We start from the raw sequence: 17,556 nt of genomic DNA, 5'->3' as shown, positions 1-17,556 counted from the left end.
TTGCGGGCGCTCCCTGCTCGGATTCAGCAGTCGATAATTCCTGGCGATCAATGAAAGAAAAATGAGAAGTCGGCGTAAATAGCCGGGCTGTCCGGGTCGTCACCGGTACCTTCGATGGAGGATTTGGACATGGTCGGCCACTCCACCGAAATCTGGCTGGCGAAGGCCTCCGCCCAGCTGAGCTTGAACAGCACACCGGCACCGGAGAAGGTCGCCCAGTCGTCGTGGACACCTTCCTCGTAGTTGTTGACAACGCCATAGCCCCCGTCGGCAATCAGGGCAACCTGCATGAGATCGCTGAGCCGGCTGCCAAACAGCGTCGGGTTGATAGATTCGGGGAAATCGAAATACCACTCGGCAGAAAGTAGTGCGGCACGATCGGCGGAAAAATCACGCGCATCGAAGGCACGTACACCATTTGCACCACCGAGAGAGAACTGTTCGAATGCGGGCAAACTCGATTCGCTGTACTGCCAGCGGCTTTTCAGGATCAGGCGCGACTTGGCGTCGGTATATGGGAGAGGAATAAAAAGCAGCGAGCTGGTGTCGGCGGCAAACTTGGTAAACTCCTCACCACGCAGCGGGTCTACCGGGTTCTGGTGCTCGCCATACTGCAGTTTCGTATTGAGGATATTCAGCATCGGCACAGCCCCGCTGGACAGGCTGTCTACGTAAAGGCCTAACTCACCACCATAAACATGATCGCCCGGGTCCGGCAGCTCGATAATAGCCTGCAGATCCGACTTCTTGTCGGTAATGCCAAAAGAGCCGGTGAGGTTGAAATCGCGCGAGCGACGGAACTTGCGATCGACGCTGATACCGTAGCTTTCATTGACACCGCTAATATCCAACAGGTTGATGACATTGTCTTTGTTATCGGTATCGTGCAGAGAGAAGGTGTTGTAGTCAGCGGAAAAGTGCAAGCGCGTACGGGCACCGAACAACGGCAGGCTGTAGCGGAACTGGCCGAGGTCGGAACCAAAATCAGAGCCGAGGTTGCCGGCATTGCTGGATTTTAAATAACCGATCGTCAGCGCATCGCCGATGCCAGTGGGATTCAGCCAGTCCACCGAGGTGTAAGCGCGCTGGTCACCGGTAAACGTCGATCCGTGATTATCGAATCTTGTCACCATCTTCCATGCACTTTCATCCCGGACTTTCAGATTCAACTTGGTTTCACCGGGCTTGTCACCAGCGCTGAAGTATCCAGTAATATTGAGGCTTGGAAGATCATTGAGGAGATAGAGCCCCTCCTCAATTTTTTCGTGGCTCACCAGCTTGCCACGCTGGTCTTCAAAGGGTTCTGACAGCTGCGCAAGGGAATATTTCTGATTGCCCTCTGCCGCAACCTGGCCGAGCAGACCTTCCTGTACCGTGAGCGTAACCACTCCGTTTTCGACTTCCTGCGCGGGAATCTGCACCTGCGCGAGAAACAGACCATGCTGCCGGTAATAGCGCGTCAGTTCCGCGGCGATCTCCTCCAGATCGCCATAACTCAACCCGCGTTCAGCATTCTGCTTTTCTATCACACCAACCAGTTTGTGCAGGTCCGACGCGGTAAGCCCCTCCGGATTGAAGCGGGTATTCATGCTGTCGAGTAGCGAAGCCAGTTCAACCAGGTTTTGCTTGGTGTACCCGTTGGCGAGGATCTTGTCCTCTTTCATAAACTTGACCCGGAGCTGCTCCGCCAGCTTTTCGACAGACTTCCGTTCAATACCGTATTGTGGATATTCATGCAGGCGTAGAAATTGGAACTTCTTGACTGTAATCCGCGGGCCCTGGTTGCGCTGGGAAACCTGTGGAATATCGGTGTTCAGATTGGGGTCTTCCGCCTCCCGGGTACGGCGCAGAAAATCCTGGGTGACATCGGTATCGTCGATAGTAGCGGAATTCTGATCGAAGGCGGCGCGAACGCGGCTACGAAAACTGGAGTCATCCTGCTGGCAATAAGCCCAGGCAGGCACAAATAACAGACTGGCCGTGACAATCGTCAACGGCCTTTTGTAGCGCGCAAACATAGCTCCCCTCACTAATCCCTGTAACGATTAACCCGGCGACCTGAGGGGTCACCGGGTTAGTCGTGCCGAAGCGCATGGCTCGCAGTGGCTACGAGCCGAATATCCGGAAGTCAATTATTGTACGGAGAGCAACCGATTACGCTCACCAAAGTATTGATCCGACGGTCACAGCTGCAGATAACCGCAGCCACTCATCAATTCAGGTCGCGTGCGATACGGAACCCGGTTACCTTATCCGCTGCTCCGCTGTGCATGCGTTTGGTGGTGGCCAGACAGCGACTCATCGGGTCCAGCCGACTACCACCTACCGCCAGCAGATCGCCATCGGTGCCGTAAACCCACTCCTGTACATTACCCACAGCGTTGACCAGGCCGAAATGGTTACCAGTGCCTGCCTGTGCAGCTACCAGCTCAGCGCCCTTCTCTATACCGCCGTACTTCAGGTGACAGTTGCGGTCTGCCACTTCCTGTTGGCCATCGGCACTGGCCGCGGCGAACCACTCGCGTTCTGTAGGCAGTCGATACGCCTGCCCGGTCTGCGCGCTGAGCCAGGCCAGGTAAGCCTTGGCCTGATCGATGTCAATGTTCTGTACAGGCAGCGACGCAGCACCGAGCGTGAGGTCGGCGCACTGGCCTGTGGCGCGGCAGAAGCGAGCAAAATCGCCATTACTCACTTCGTATTTGCCGATCACCAGCGGCTTGCGACCACTACCCTTGACGACAACCATACGCGGGCCGCTGGTACCGTCGGCCAGGCGGTCTGCACAGCTGTAGCGCTTTCCGCGACCGCCGCTTCCCGGCTGCAGGTGACCACAGAAATCCAGCTTGAAGTCGCGTAGCGGCGCCTGCGCCGGCAACAGGCTGCGGGCCTGCTTCAGCAAAGGTTCTACACGCAGAGGATCTTCTTTTGCCAGTTTCGTAAAGCAGCCACTCAGTTCCGTGCCGAGTACCGGGCGAATCTTGGCGGCTTTGCCGGAATCCAGTTCGGCGAGACGCTGCAGCTGGCTTCCTATCGCACTGATGCGCATATCGAAACTGCACTGCAACGCACCTTCCATCTGGTCCAGAACCGTGTCGATCCTGTGTTGCTGCGCGACGGCTGCGCGGCGCCGCTCCTCACGTAATTCCTGCTGGCGCTGCTGCTCCGCTGCCCGCTCCTCGGCCAGACGTTGTGCCTCGAGGCGCGCTTGCAACTGCTTGCGCTCGGTGGCGATCTTGGTCTGAATTTCTGCCGCCTCGCTGGAACTACCGTGCCAATCGGCCGCTCGCGCGAGCATGGAATCAGCCTGCTCCAGGTTACCCAGGTTCAGCTGGCCGGTGGCCGCGGCGATAAATAGCTCTCCCACGCGGCGGCGCGATGTCGCCAGGTAGTCGCTGTCTGCCGGGTTCAGCTTCGCATAGTCTTTCAGGTCTTCTTCGACATCCTGCTCCCAGGACGGCGTCAGAATACTGAGGTCGATCAGCCGTTCCACGGCCTCTTTCTTGTCGGCGATGCGCCGCTGCAGCAACTCCTGCGCAAGCTTCTTCTCCAACTGCGCCTTGACTCGAGTCTGCTCGGCGGTATTCGCCTGCTCGAGATAGGTGTAACCGACCACGGCTCCAGCGACCATCAACGCAAACAGGCTGCCGAGAACCCATTTCCAGGTGTTGTTGACAAAGAAGTTGTGGACAAATTTATCCACAGTGGGCGTGCGCTCGTCACGCTTGAGGGCCAGAGCCAATTCCAGTGCGCGCCACTGGCGCCGATTCAGGCTGCGGATGCGTTTGGGTTTCAGGTTGCGTTCGAAGGCCTTGTCAGCGGGCACCTTGTCGAACGGATGGCGACCGCTGAACAGTTCATAGGCCACGCAGGCCAGTGCGTAAACATCATCACTGGGTGCCGGCTCGGCCCCCTGGAGCATTTCCAGGCTGGCGTAGGCCGGAGTCAATGCACCAAGCGTGCTGGCGTCAAATAGTGTTTTCTCCCCTACGCTGTTGCTTATACCGCCTTCGGATACTGCGCGGGCAATACCGAAGTCAAAGACCTTGGCTCCTTTTTTCTCGGTGACGAATATGTTGCCGGGCTTGAAATCCGAGTGGACGATACTGTGGGAATGGGCGTAGATCAGCGCTTGGGAGATATCGTGGAGCACCGAGCAGGCCCGCTCGAATTCCAGCCCGACATCTGCATGCTCGCGCAGCAGCTTGTCGAGCGGAGCCCCCTCGAGATACTCCATCGTCATGAAGACGCGATCGCCCTCGCGGTCGAAATCGTACACCGTGACAATATGCGGGTGGGCGAGAGTCTGGGACTTGCGCGCTTCACGCTGCAGGGAAATGAAGGCATCCGGGTGCTGACGAAAATCGTCATTCAACAGCTTGATCGCGACATAGGGTTCGCTGTCGCTGGCCTCCAGTTTACGGCGGTCCAGCGCCTTGTATACGGCACCCATACCGCCGACTCCAAGCAACTTGTCGAGCTCGAAGCGTCCTTTGATCACCGTTTTGGTCACCGCCCCGGATGCGGCTTTGGAAGGCTCGAAGTGCACGGCCTCGCGCGCCGGTGCGAGGCCCTTGGATAATTCTTGCTGTGGGGATTGCGGCTTGAATACGGTGGCGTCCGCGGTGAAATCCGCAGCGGCGGAAGGAATCAACCCGGGATTGGAGCCGACCGGCGGATGGTCGTTGGCGCCAGTTTTATCGCGCGCGACAAAAACTGTCGTATCACCGTCGTCACAGGACTGGCGATCCGGCTCCGCAGCCGTTTTTGCCGCCGGTCTGGCGATACGTGTCTTGTCGTTCAAATCCACCTCCCTGGAAGATTTCCGCGGCAGTTTCCATTGCCGCAACTACAAAAAGATCTGTAGATGTCTGCTTGCCAGGAACCTCGGCACAGCAGGCGCGAAAGTATAACCGAGGCCGCTATTGCCAACAATTGGCCAGCGGCATAAATCCCGAATTCGGGTTTGCCCCACTTCGTTGACTGACAACTCGCGCACGCATTCTTTTTAAAGCATTGCCGTCCAGATTCAATACTTTGTAAGCCCCTGTAATAGTCCCGAATAGCAGCTGAAAATCTCACCGGGCAATATTGCAAATATTTTGACTAATAATTGGTTCCCGAGTGGAATACGAAATAATGCCCGCTCAATACTCTTTTGAAGCATACGTACCAACAATGATTTACCACGAGCCGGGACTCATAAAAATCGTGCCAGAGTCGAAACCGACAAATAAAAAACCGGGCAGATATACCAACGATATGGTGCATCTTAAATTCGTGCCAGAGTCAATTAAATAACCGGAAAACAGTGTTTTGTTTTGTAATTCGCTCTGGTTAAATGCCTGCAATTGCCGTTTCGGCAAGGCCTGAACTGCTGCGCGATCGCGGTGGTAAAGGAAGAACCACCCCCCGTCCAAAGTCCATATCTAAATGAGGGATTCATTATGGCGATCTACATGAACTTCAACAGCAATGCGCCCAAGGGTAACGTTACCGCCAAAGGCTACGAAGACTGGATTGAAGTGGACAGCTTCAACTTCGGTGTTGGCCGCGGTATCAGCATGGAGGCCGGCGCCATGGCTAACCGCGAAGCCTCACGCCCGAGCATTAGTGAAATTACCGTAACCAAGCGCATCGATGCCGCATCCGGCGGCCTGTTCAAGGCATCTGTGTCCGGTGATGAGGGCGTTACCGCCGAATTCCATATTGTTCAGACCGGCGCCAACGCTGTAGAAAAATATGCCGTTTACAAGCTGGAAGATGCCATCATCTCCTCCTACAGCATCAGCGCTTCTGCCGGCGGTGCGCCGCAGGAATCCATCTCGCTGAGCTTCTCCAAGATCGAGGCGGACCTCAACCACGCCGACAAGACCAACAAGAACCCGAAAAACATGCGCGTGGGCTACGACCTGGCCACGGCTACTGTCCTTTAAGGACAACTCCCGCCCCGCAGGGGCCCGGCCGGCAAGCAACATTGCCGGCGCGCGGCCCCGCGTTTGTTTCGCCAAGTGCTTGTATGAGTCTTTGGCCAAACAATCGCAATAACCCGCGAATAACCGCAAGCACCTGCTTCGAGCACCTATCAGGTAAACGGGACAGATTATGTCTACGCTCAGTCAAAATAACCGCATGATTCAGGTCGACACCCCGGTCGGCACTGACGCGATGATTGCGACCTCTATTCACGGTGAGGAGCATATTTCCCAGCCGTTTCGCTATCAGCTGGAATTGCTTTCAGATGATCACGCCATCAGCCAGGACAAGCTGGTCGGCAAGGTTGTCACTGCCACCGTCAACCACTCAGAGACACCCCGTTACATCAGTGGCTATGTCACGCATTTTTCCATGCATGATGTCAATGCGGAGGGTATGCGCAGTTATACAGCGGTCATACGCCCCGGCCTCTGGTTCACCAGCCTTGGCGGTAAGAATCGCGTTTTCGAAAAGAAATCCGCGAAGCAGATTCTGGAAGAGGTGCTCGGCGAGTACAGCAAGGTCATCAAGCTCACGGTCAAATTGAATGCGGAGTACATTACGCGGGAGTACTGCGTCCAGTTTGACGAGAGTGATTTCCAGTTTGTCAGCCGCCTGATGGCCGAAGAGGGGATCGCCTACTATTTCACACACGCCGACGGCAAGCACGAGCTGATCTTGTGCGACGACCCACAGGATTTCTTCGATTGCACCTCCGAAAAGATCGAATACGATGGCGGCGGCAGCCAGCCGGCCATGCACTCCGTGGGCAACTGGCGCCGCAGCTACAACTATCACGGCGGCGGCTTCGAGCTGAAAGACTACAGCGAATACACTGCGACCAAGGACAACAAGCAACAGGTCAAAACCACCAGTGAACTCAACGATGTCTCCAGCTATATGCGCAGCCTGTACGGACTGAATCATTTTGAGGCGGACGGGGAGAATAAGCACAAATTCAAGGACAGCTACCATAAGGCACTGGCTGATCGGGCGATGGAAGCCCAGGAGGCCCTGTTCGACGTTGCACAGGGCCGCAGCGACTGCCCGGCCTTTGGCGCCGGTGGGCGCTTCAATTTCAATCACCCGCTGTCCTCGGAAAAAGGCAAGTACCTAGTGACCTCGCTGCACCTGCAGGCGTCTGACGGCAACAGTGCGGAAACGCGCTTTCACAACACTTTCAGCTGCATCCCCGCCAAGGTGATGCCGCGCCCGGACCCGATCGCCAACAGCAACCGCATCCACTCGCCGCAGGTGGCACAAGTGCTGGAGGTCAAGGCAACAGCCTCGGAGAGCTCGAAAGATCCGTACACCCAGATCAAGGTTAAGTTTCCGTGGAATTCCTCCCAGAACAGCTGCTGGGTGCGGGTCATGCAATCGTTCGCCGGCAAGGACTGGGGAGCAAACTTTGTTCCGCGTGTGGGGCAGGAGGTCGTCGTCACCTATATCAATGGCGACCCCGATCGGCCGTTGATTACCGGTGCCGTTTACAATGGCGATAACCCCGGCCCCAACTACACCGCCACCCAGAGCGGCTGGAAAACCGAGTACCAGGGCAGCAAGTTCAATGAGCTGCGCTTTGACGACAAGGGCGGTAAGGAAGAAATCTATATGGAGGCCGGCAAGGATCACAACTTTGTGATTCACCACGACCAGACCGGCAAGATAAAAAACGAGCAGACGCTGGAAATCAAGCAGGACCGCAGCATTACTGTTACCGATGGCAATGAAAATGTCACCATTGCCAAAGGCGATCAGCTGATCAAGGTCGACAAAGGTGACCAGAAGACGACGCTTGGCGCCGGCAATCACACCCTGAAAATCAGCAAGGGCACACAGACAACCGACGCCATGGGCGCCATCAAGATCACCTCGAAAACCTCTATCGAGCTTAAGGTCGGAGGCAGCAGTATCAAGCTGTCCCCCAGCGGCGTCACCATCAAGGGGGTCACCCTGTCCTGCAAGGGAGACGGCACGGCCGAGGTCAAGGGTGGCGGCATGTTGACGCTGAAAGGCGGCGTCACCATGATCAATTGATGGAGTGAGCAATGACGGATCTGATAAAAGTCCAGGCAGTGACCGCAGAAGAATTGCTCCAGCACTTCGAGGTCAGTGAAGAGGCTGAGGAACACCTGGTGCCCGACACCGCCCCGGAAGTCAGCATCGATCGGCTAATGGAAGTGGGCCTCTACCCCGATGCCATCAAACTGCTCGCCCACGGCCTGCCCAAGCGCGAGGCGGTCTGGTGGGCGTGTCTGGCGGCGCGGGATGTCCAGAACCCGCAGACCGATGAGGACAACCTCAATGCATTGACAGCGGCGGAGGGCTGGGTAAAGAAGCCCTCGGAAGAGGCGCGCATGCGCTGCAAGCGGCTGGGTGAAAAAACCAAGTATAAAACCCCCGCAGGCTGGGCTGCTACGGCCGCGAGCTGGTGTCACGGCAGCCTGGCTGCAGAGGGTGAGCCGGTTGTGGAGCCTCCTGAGCACCTGTACGCCCACGCCGTGGCTGGCGCAGTGACCCTTGCCGCCGCATTCTCCGACCCGGTCAATCCGGATAAACAGTTTATTCGCTACCTGCAACAGGGCCTGAGTCTGGCGCGCGGTGGCAATGGACGCATCGAGGCCTGACACATGGGAAAACCGGCATCGCGAATCACCGACATGCACGTCTGCCCGATGGTCACCGGCACCGTACCCCATGTCGGAGGCCCCATCCTGAGCCCCGGCGGCCCGACGGTGATTATCGGCGGTATGCCGTCGGCGACCGTTGGCAGCACCTGCACCTGTGTGGGACCGCCTGACACCGTGGCAATGGGCAGCACGACGGTATTGATTCAGAAAAAGCCGGCGGCGAGGATGGGCGACACTACCGCCCATGGCGGTAAGATAGTAATCGGGTGCCCAACCGTATTAATTGGCGGATAGGCCGAAAAGTTCACAGTCACCCCTTGAAGAGATGCCACTTTTTTGCGGATAAAACCCGCATAATCCACAGAGACGATGTGATGAAATTACTATCGGCCAGAACGACCTGGCTGCTCCTACTTCTTTTTTATATCCCGGTACAAGGCAACGCAATGGCTTTCCTCAACCCGTTCAAGGCATGCACGTTTTCCGAAATGCAACTCAAACTGACCGCGAACGGAGAGCCGGCAGCGGGCGCCAAGGTGATACGCTCGGTCAATTGGAAGGAGGAAATCGTCGATACTTTCACTGCCGATGACTCCGGCCGGGTAGAACTTCCCGCAACCCATGAAAGCTCGATCACCCAGGTGATGCCGGTCGAATTTGTATCGTCCCAGGTTATCAACGTTGAATACGATGGAAAGAATTACAAAATATGGGTCTACGCGAAGCGAGATCCCGGAGAAAACTCCGAGCAGAACGGCAAGCCTTTCGAGCTTGCCTGTGAGCTTTCCGACGAGCCCAAAATACAACGCGTCTTCGATTCTATCCTGAAGACATCCTGTACCTTCAATTAATCTGCAACAGCCATTTTCGACGGATCGAAAGATGATGACACCTGAGTACAGCGCCAGAGTGGCCGACGATATTTACCTGATCAAAAATTCCGGCACGCGAGAGCTCTTTATCGAAACCTATTCCGAAGACTTTTCGATAAACGGGGAAACTTCAGAAAAACTGAAAGGAAAAACCGGCGCACTGGTTTTCCTGAAAAGTGAACACACCATGGGTGTCGCTGCCTGCGGCATCAATCGCTATAAAGGCCATGCGCTGGTTGCACTGAAAGGCACTGCCAGTGGATACGATGCATTGACGGACCTCAATGCCGGCGTCCGCCGATTTCACACCGGCGGCGCTGTGCATCAGGGCTTCTATTACACATTTCTTTCTTTTTTCCCACAGCTCAAGAGTTTTGCCCAGGAGTTGCCTCCTGAAGTTCACACCATCCACTGCATCGGCCACAGCCTAGGTGGCGCACTGGCGACGCTAGCGGCAGACTGGCTGGTAGCATCAACCGGAAAGACCGTGAAACTCTATACGTTCGGTAGCCCGCGGGTCGGTCTCGATCATTTTGCCAGTGGCTGTAAGCGTCGACTGAAAGAGGACAACATTTACCGCGTCTACCATCGTAACGACCCGGTACCTATGGTACCCACATGGCCGTTCATTCATGTTCCCGATGGCGGTACTGGAGATTTTCAGATGCCCTCGCCGAACTCCCTGAACCCGATCCAGCACCACAAAATGGGGAACTATGTATCTTCCGTTGCCCCCAACGGCACCAGCCTGGACTGGGAGACCATGAAGAAGCGGCGGCCACAGGGAGACCTCGAGCAAAGCGTGGAGGCCTGGCTGAAATCTGATTCGTTAGTCTCGCTTTCGCTGAATACGGCGTGGATGGCGAGTGAGGCATTGATCTGGGTGCTGAAGAAAATCGCCCAGCTCGCCGGTATCGCACTGGTGGTAGCCGGTGGGACATCCTTCACCCTGCTGGATAGGCTGGCTATCTTTATGCACAAGGCTTACCAGTTCAGCAAGGATATTTCGTTCTGGGTGCTGCGGCTAATCAAGCGTTTGGCACAACTGATTGGTGTGAAAGTGACCGATGGCGCCAATATCACCGTGGCCTTTATCAGGATGATTTTCCTCAGAGTCCATCATGCTGTGGCCGATCTGGTGATGCGGGCGGGACGTCTGGTGGACTAAACCTTTGTCCGCCATCTGTTCAGCGAGAGGGCTATGGAAGGCATGCCAGCAATAACGCCGTTAATTGTCGCGGCAACAGCTTCTTCTGTAGCCCTAGTCTGCCTCGATTGCCGGGCACAGAGCACAAAGAAAATCCACAGGGCGGACCACCTCAGTGATCTCGTTTTACTGGCACCGTTTCTGTCTCTATTTTATACAGAACATTTCTGGACCAGCCTGATTCTGACTCTGCCGGTTATTTTGGTTTCCTACCTTACCCAGCGTATCTGCTACCAAATGGGCCGGCTTGATACTTCACCCGAGGTGTTGGCTCTTACCCCTGGAAGCTACCTGATTAGTATTCTTGTGTACTTTCTGCTCTTTCACCACGGAGTACTGTCCGAGTCACAAGTAACTGTCAGTGCCGACACGTCAGAGACTTTTTCGTCTCACCAACGGGGAACGGGGTTCTGGGCCTATTTGACCTATTTTAGCGTTTTCTGCGTCACGATGACCCGAAAAAGCAACGACGGCATCTCACTCTCGACTCTTGCCCTGGTTCTGGCAGTGACGATACTCCCGTTTTTCACCGGTCACTACTGGTATGCAATGTTGGCGGGGCTCGGCATGCTGTTAATTGCCCTGCAAAGGGCATTTCGCGTCATGGAAGCCGGATCCTCGGGTGGGCTGTCCTTTATGAGTGGCTATTTATATTTAATGGCGGCATTCGCAAGCATGCTGATGTACGCGATACTCTTCTGAACGCACCCGACCAATTGGACATGCCTACTGCTGCCCCGCCATCCGGGCACACCGGATGGCGGGGTAACTGTGTCAGTCAGCTTACCTGGTAACTGAAATCACCTTCTGCCGTTGCGCCAATATGAATGGCCGCAACTTCTTCGCCTTTTGCCATCTTGTCCAGACACTCGCTGGCCAGTGACGGTAACAGTGTGCGGTTCAGGATCACTTCAATATTGCGTGCACCGGTATCGGATTCCTGGCAGCGGGCAACGATATTGATCAGAACATCTTCGTCATAGCTGAAGGCCGCGCCATAGTGTTCCTGTACACGCTTTTCGATACGACGCATATTGATCTTGCAGATTTCCACCAGGTTCTCGTCATCGAGCGGGTAGTAGGCAACTACATTGGCGCGCCCGAGGAAGGCGGGCTTGAACTTCTGCAGCAGGTACGGACGGATATTTTCCAGCAGTACGTCCGGCTCCGGTTTTTCCTCCACCTGATCGAAGATCGCGCGAATGGCATCTTCACCGGCGTTCGAGGTCATGATGATGACAGTGTTTTTGAAGTCGATATCCCGTCCTTCACCGTCCTTGATCGTGCCTTTATCAAACAGGTTGTAGAAAATATCCTGCACGCCCGGGTGCGCTTTCTCCATTTCGTCGAGCAGGATGACCGAGTATGGCTTGCGCCGCGCCGCTTCGGTCAGTACGCCACCCTCGCCGTAACCCACATAGCCGGGGGGAGAGCCCAGCAACATGGAGACCTTGTGCTCTTCTTTGAACTCGGCCATGTTGATTGTGGTGATATTCTGCTCGCCGCCAAACAGCTCATCGGCCAGGGCCAATGCGGTTTCAGTCTTGCCCACGCCGCTGGTGCCACAAAACATGAACACACCCACCGGTTTACGCGGATCGGTGAGCCCGGCCCGGGAAGTACGAATCGCCTGGGCCACCGCCTCCAGCGCATGCGGCTGGCCGATAACGCGACGGTTCAGGCGCTCGGCCAGACTCTGTACCGAGATGATTTCATCGCTGACCATCTTGCCGACCGGGATGCCGGTCCAGTTGGCAATGACTTCGGCGATGGCCTGCTCATCTACGGCCGGCTGCATCAGCGGGGTATCACCCTGCACTTCTCGCAGCTGTTCATGCAGTGACTGCAGCTGCTGTTTGAGATCTGCCATGGCGGAATCGTCCGCGCTCGCGTCGCCCGCCAGCCGGCTCTGGAACTGCTGATCAATCTGCTCGCGCAGCTGCTGGATCTGCCCCACCAATTCGGTCTCCTGGCGGCGCTGCTCTTCCAGGCGGTCGAGGCGCGATTGGGCCTCGGCGCTGATTTCGGCCAGCGCTTGCAGCTGCTCCTCGTGGGCACCGGTAGCGGCATTCTCGCGCTGTAATTTGGCACTGGTGGTCTCGCAGCGGGATATGATGCGCTGGGCCTCCTCTATGGCTGCCGGGGTGGCAGACTGGGCCAGGGCCACGCGGGCACAGGCGGTGTCCAGTAAACTGACGGATTTGTCCGGCAGCTGGCGCCCCGGGATATAGCGGTGGGACAGTTTGACCGAGGCCACTACCGCTTCGTCGAGAATGCGCACGCGGTGATGCTCCTCCAGCGTTGCGGCGATACCGCGCATCATGTCGATGGCTTTGTCCTCACTCGGCTCCTCGACTTTGACCACCTGGAAACGGCGCGTCAGCGCGGGATCGCGCTCGAAATACTTTTTGTACTCGGCCCAGGTGGTCGCGGCGATGGTACGCAGTTCGCCGCGCGCCAGTGCCGGCTTGAGCAGGTTGGCGGCGTCGCCCTGCCCTTCCTTGCCGCCGGCGCCGATCATGGTGTGGGCCTCGTCGATAAACAGGATGATCGGCGTGGCGGATGCGCGCACTTCTTCGATGACGGATTTCAGGCGGTTTTCGAACTCGCCCTTGACGCTGGCGCCGGCCTGCAAGAGACCGAGATCCAGCGTACGCACGGCGACACCCTGTAGTGGCTCGGGCACGTCGCCACTGGCGATACGCAGGGCAAAGCCCTCGACAACTGCGGTCTTGCCGACGCCGGCCTCACCGGTCAGGATCGGGTTGTTCTGGCGGCGGCGGGTGAGGATATCGATGCACTGGCGAATCTCCTCGTCGCGCCCCAGCACCGGATCGATCTCGCCACTCTTCGCGCGCTCGGTCAGGTTGATCGTGTATTTGTCCAGTGCAGGCGCCCTGCTCGCTGCGGCAGCGACTGCAGCGGCTCCCTCATCGCCAGCACCAACTCCGTGCAATTGCGCAGATTCGCCGCTCTGGCCGTACATGGCGCGGGCCGTTTCGCGAACGGATTCCGGTGCGATATTTTTCAGCTCCGCGCAGGATTCCAGCAACTGGCGGCGCGAAGTTTCCTCTAGCAGTAATGCCGCCAGCAAGTGACCGGAGCTGATCGCGCGGTGACCGTAGTCAATGGAGGCCAGCATCCAAGCATTCTTGGCCCCCTCGACGATGGTTGGCGACAGTGCCGCCGGTCTGCTGCTACCGGATTTGAAGCGGGCGATAGTGGCGGCCAGTTGCTTGGCCAGGTTGGACGGGTTGACGTCGTGCTTTTCCAGCAGGTGATAGAAATCGGTATCCGACTGATCGAGCAGCTTCAGCAGCCAGTGTTCCAGTTCCACGTTGTACTGGCTCTGGGACAGGCACAGCCCTGCAGCCCCCTCGAGCGAGTCGCGCATATGCGGCGTCATGGTGTCGACGAGCCGCTTCAGGTCGATATTGATCACGGTCAAAGTTCCTTTTTTAAGAGATGAAGGCAATCACGCCGCCGGCAATGCTTCGTCGGGAGAGACCTGATCGGCACTCAGGGTAATCTCCACCCGCTGCTGTTCCTGCGGCTCGCTGGCCATATGAGAATTCCAGCCCAGCAACAGCGCGCTGTCACTCTTCTCGCTGAGCTGGGCGGGCATTACCTGGCCGGTATCCAGGGTTACGGAAATTTCAAAATCCATCTCGATACCGGCACTCAGCTGGATAAACGACTTGAGCGCTTCCAGTTTGCGACTACCCGGGGCGATGGTCATAAACTGCTCGTAGGCCATCGGCTCCACGACCACCCGGAATTTGTTTTGCGCCTGGAAACACTGCGTGCCCAGCACCGTATTGCTCCCCAGGCAGTTGTTGACGCCCTGCGGATAGCCCGGCCCGGGCAGACGACACAGCACGTCGTCCGGCAACTGATCCCACTGGCCCTGAAACTGTTCGATGGCCACATTGAGGCCAAAGTGCTGGCGGATCATACTGGCCAGCGCGGCAGCGGAGCACTGCTGGCGGCTGAGATGGCCGGCCATACCCAGCAGAGCCTCATCCGGTACCGGCATGCGGTAGCGCAGTTCGCTGGTGCCGATGCCGGCCAGGGCGCCCAGTGCATGGCTGAACAGGTCCGGTTCACGCTCGCGGCGCAGATGCTGGCGCTCGTAGTTCACCGGCAGCTGGTATTTGTGCCACGCCTGATAGAACAGCGAAATATGGCGGTGATTGAAAATATCGAGGAAGTCGCGCAGCGCGGCATTTTTTTCCCGCAACTCCTGCAGTACCACTTCCGTCAAGTAGTAGGGCATCGCCCCCTGGCTGCCGGCAAGACCGGTAAAGCCGACCTCCATCTGCCACTGGCGCAGTGGCCCGTTGGTGTCTTCGGCATCGCTGTGCTGGCGCTGCTGCAGATGTAGGACATCGGCGCCGACAAAGGCGAGGCTGGTCTGTGCGCTGAAGCGCACCAGCTCCCGCGACGGCGGCGCCGACCCGGCCACCGGCTCCGGTGCCTGGTCATCACCGGCGAGCAGCGCGGCGCGTTCGAGTAACCGCACCGCCTGGAAAAACTCGAAGCGGTAGGGCTCGCGGCGCAGACGCTCGATTACAGTAATGCTTTGTCGCCGGCGCGAGGTGGCCATCGTTTCAGCTCTCCATCTCTGCCACTCAGGGTGGCAATCAGGCGGGTGAAGGAATTCAGGGAACAGTAAAGACCCAGAAAGCGCTCGAGTACACTGGCGAACAGTAACGGACTGGTACCGGTCAACATCATCGAATCCAGTTCGATGTTGACTTCGGTACCGCGACACAGCACCACGCTGTGGTCGATCTGGATGGGTGCGGTAATCGGCCGTGTATTCAGTTTGAGCAGTGACTCGATCAGGTTGCGGGTACTGGCGGAATCGCGGAAATCGTACAGGCGCAGAATTTCCTTGAGCGCATCACAACCGCCTTCGCCCGATAGTGACAAATGGTTCAGGTTCAGGTGCGAAATCAGTCGCCAGTAGCCGCGCTCGCGACGCGGTGGACGCAGCGTTGCCGTCGGCGCGACCACGCAGCTGATGCGGCTCGCCGGGGCATCACCGTCGACCACTTCGAGGTAGGGCTGGCCGCTGCCACCGGGCAGCTTCTTCGGCAGGTTGCGATTACAGCAGGTCAGTTTCAGGTTAAGGGTCTGGTCGCTGATACGGTGGGGGTTGAAATCGAGATCCACCAGCGTGATATCCACTTCCGAGGCCTGCTCATTGCGATGCTCCCCCTCGACCACATCACGGCGGCGGCTGTACCAGAAAGCCGATTGACCATCGCCGCCACGGCCGTGGCGGATACCGTAGAACGGCAGATAGTCAGTGGTCTGTCCGCTGCCATCGGTGGCACCGACCGCATCGATGGAGTAAACCTCGAGACCGTCACTGCGACGTGCGTCGGCAACCACCGGGTAGCTGTACTGGGTATGGCTCAATGGTGTCGGGTCGGCTGCCTGGGAAAACAGGTTGACCACCGGGGTGCAGCCGAGCGCAAACATGCTTGCGGCCAGTTGCTTTTCCAGTTCGTCATTGGATTCCGACAAATAGAAATACAGGTTGAGTGTATCGCCATAGCTGTCATTCAGCGCCTGCGTGAGTGGCGCTATATCGATAAAGTGAAATTTCTCCGGAAAGGCGAAGTACTCGGTCAGCAGGCGATAGCCGACAAAGGCGCTGTCGGGATAGGGCAGCAGCCCCTGCTCCGGCTCCAGGCCCACCTGGCGGATCGCATCCGGCTCGAGGAAGGTGGGCTTCGGGTCGGCCTCTCCGTTTGCTACCACCAGTTTTACGCACTTGCTGAGCAGCAGGTCATACAGGACGTAGATATGGCTCGGTTGGCCGCGCAGGAAAAACCGCAGCTGTTCCGGTGCCAGCTCGGCAAAGTTGAGGTCCGCGCTCAGGGTCTTCAGCGACAGCTTCAGTACCGCGTTGGCCCCCTGGACGTCGTTGCAACCGGGTGCGATAAACGGCCGCGGCATCAGGCTGGCGCCGGCTACCTGGAAGGGGCAGATATCCGCCGGATAGCGCGTGGTAAAACGGCACGTCTGGCCCTGGAAACTGTCGCTCTCCAACAGGGTATCCGCGTCGATGCGGGTGATTGCATCAAGATCCGGCTCTGCCTCAAACTGCACAATGGCGCAGGATGGAATCGGGCGCAGGTAATGCGGATACAGGGTTTCCAGCATCGCGTCGGTCAGCTCGGGAAAATCATCGCTGAGCTTCTGCTGCACACGCGCATTCATGTAGGCAAACCCGGACAACAGCCGGCCTACCAGGGGGTCGTCTACCGTGTCAGCGTCCAGTTGCAGCCGCGAGGCCGCGGCCGGATGCATGCGTGCGAATTCAGCAGCGGTCTGCTGGATGAACGCCATTTCGCGTTCGTACAGATCAATTAACTTCTCGGTCATTACATTATCTCCGACACATCCACTGTCTGCGTCACCGGGTTGAGCGCGGAGTCAAAGACGATCACTTCGGAGGCGGGGTTCACATGCAGCACCGCCTCCACCCGAAAACGGATACTCGGATCCTCGGCATCGACCTTGTCCGGAGTGCTCACCTTGACCGAGCGGATGCGCGGCTCAAACTCCAGAATTGTGCGCTCGATATCCCGGCAGAAACGCTTGCGGTTATCGAGCGAGGAAAGGTTCACCGTAGACAGATCCGGCAAACCGAAATTGATATTCGACTGCTCCAGATGCGGGTGCGATTCGGGTGCGGAGAGGCAGCGATAGCGGGTGTTGAACAGATGTTCGAGATCCCTGCGCACACCTTCGCGGAGCTGTTTCAGGACCTGGTGCGGCTGGTGCATGTCCATATTGCGGGACGATTCCAGCAGGCGGTCAAGAACCGGGGCGAGCAGGCGCTTTTCTTTCATCGTCG

General features: G+C 57.5%; 13 protein-coding genes. 7 read left to right on the top strand and 6 right to left on the bottom strand.

The window, feature by feature from the left end; genetic code table 11:
- Window positions 1-47: 47 nt before the first annotated feature.
- A complete protein-coding gene (locus ABDK11_RS01535) occupies window positions 48-2,018 on the bottom strand; it encodes a ShlB/FhaC/HecB family hemolysin secretion/activation protein (protein WP_346838563.1) in 1,971 nt (656 codons plus the stop codon).
- A gap of 194 nt (window positions 2,019-2,212) precedes the next feature.
- Window positions 2,213-4,801 carry a protein kinase gene (locus ABDK11_RS01530; protein ID WP_346838562.1) on the bottom strand — a complete coding sequence of 863 codons (2,589 nt, stop codon included), beginning with the start codon at window positions 4,799-4,801 and terminating at the stop codon, window positions 2,213-2,215.
- A 643-nt stretch (window positions 4,802-5,444) separates the two neighbouring features.
- Here ABDK11_RS01530 and ABDK11_RS01525 point away from each other — a divergent pair.
- From ABDK11_RS01525 to ABDK11_RS01495, 7 genes are all read left to right on the top strand, one after another.
- Window positions 5,445-5,933 (top strand): type VI secretion system tube protein Hcp, encoded by a 489-nt coding sequence (locus ABDK11_RS01525; RefSeq protein WP_346838561.1) that lies wholly within the window; start codon window positions 5,445-5,447, stop codon window positions 5,931-5,933.
- Between the two features lie 169 nt (window positions 5,934-6,102).
- On the top strand, window positions 6,103-8,010 hold the full coding sequence (gene tssI, locus ABDK11_RS01520; RefSeq protein WP_346838560.1) for a type VI secretion system tip protein TssI/VgrG: 1,908 nt from the start codon (window positions 6,103-6,105) through the stop codon (window positions 8,008-8,010).
- Window positions 8,011-8,021: 11 nt separating this feature from the next.
- The gene (locus ABDK11_RS01515; protein ID WP_346838559.1) at window positions 8,022-8,600 is read left to right on the top strand and encodes a hypothetical protein; all 579 of its coding nucleotides are present in this window, start codon (window positions 8,022-8,024) and stop codon (window positions 8,598-8,600) included.
- A 3-nt stretch (window positions 8,601-8,603) separates the two neighbouring features.
- Entirely contained in the window at window positions 8,604-8,897 is a 294-nt protein-coding gene (locus ABDK11_RS01510; protein WP_346838558.1) for a PAAR domain-containing protein, read from the top strand.
- Window positions 8,898-8,977: 80 nt separating this feature from the next.
- A complete protein-coding gene (locus ABDK11_RS01505; RefSeq protein ID WP_346840224.1) occupies window positions 8,978-9,454 on the top strand; it encodes a DUF6795 domain-containing protein in 477 nt (158 codons plus the stop codon).
- A gap of 31 nt (window positions 9,455-9,485) precedes the next feature.
- The gene (locus ABDK11_RS01500; protein ID WP_346838557.1) at window positions 9,486-10,643 is read left to right on the top strand and encodes a lipase family protein; all 1,158 of its coding nucleotides are present in this window, start codon (window positions 9,486-9,488) and stop codon (window positions 10,641-10,643) included.
- A gap of 33 nt (window positions 10,644-10,676) precedes the next feature.
- Complete coding sequence (locus ABDK11_RS01495; protein ID WP_346838556.1) at window positions 10,677-11,384, top strand: hypothetical protein; 708 nt, start codon at window positions 10,677-10,679, stop codon at window positions 11,382-11,384.
- A gap of 76 nt (window positions 11,385-11,460) precedes the next feature.
- On the opposite strand, the gene tssH is transcribed toward ABDK11_RS01495, so the two are convergent.
- From tssH to tssE, 4 genes are read right to left on the bottom strand one after another with little or no spacing between them, the layout of a single operon-like run.
- Window positions 11,461-14,124: a type VI secretion system ATPase TssH gene (gene tssH, locus ABDK11_RS01490; RefSeq protein ID WP_346838555.1), complete on the bottom strand. Its 2,664-nt coding sequence runs from the start codon at window positions 14,122-14,124 to the stop codon at window positions 11,461-11,463.
- 33 nt (window positions 14,125-14,157) lie between these two features.
- Window positions 14,158-15,288 (bottom strand): type VI secretion system baseplate subunit TssG, encoded by a 1,131-nt coding sequence (tssG, locus tag ABDK11_RS01485; RefSeq protein ID WP_346838554.1) that lies wholly within the window; start codon window positions 15,286-15,288, stop codon window positions 14,158-14,160.
- Window positions 15,252-17,081: a type VI secretion system baseplate subunit TssF gene (gene tssF, locus ABDK11_RS01480; protein WP_346838553.1), complete on the bottom strand. Its 1,830-nt coding sequence runs from the start codon at window positions 17,079-17,081 to the stop codon at window positions 15,252-15,254. The genes tssG and tssF overlap by 37 nt, the downstream gene beginning before the upstream one ends.
- A complete protein-coding gene (tssE, locus tag ABDK11_RS01475) occupies window positions 17,081-17,551 on the bottom strand; it encodes a type VI secretion system baseplate subunit TssE (protein WP_346838552.1) in 471 nt (156 codons plus the stop codon). Before tssE ends, tssF begins: the two co-directional genes overlap by 1 nt.
- Between the last annotated feature and the right edge of the window lie 5 nt (window positions 17,552-17,556).

Source organism: Microbulbifer sp. SAOS-129_SWC (genome assembly GCF_039696035.1).
In the GTDB taxonomy this organism is placed as follows: Bacteria; Pseudomonadota; Gammaproteobacteria; order Pseudomonadales; family Cellvibrionaceae; genus Microbulbifer.
This window is presented reverse-complemented; position numbering and strand designations above follow the sequence as displayed.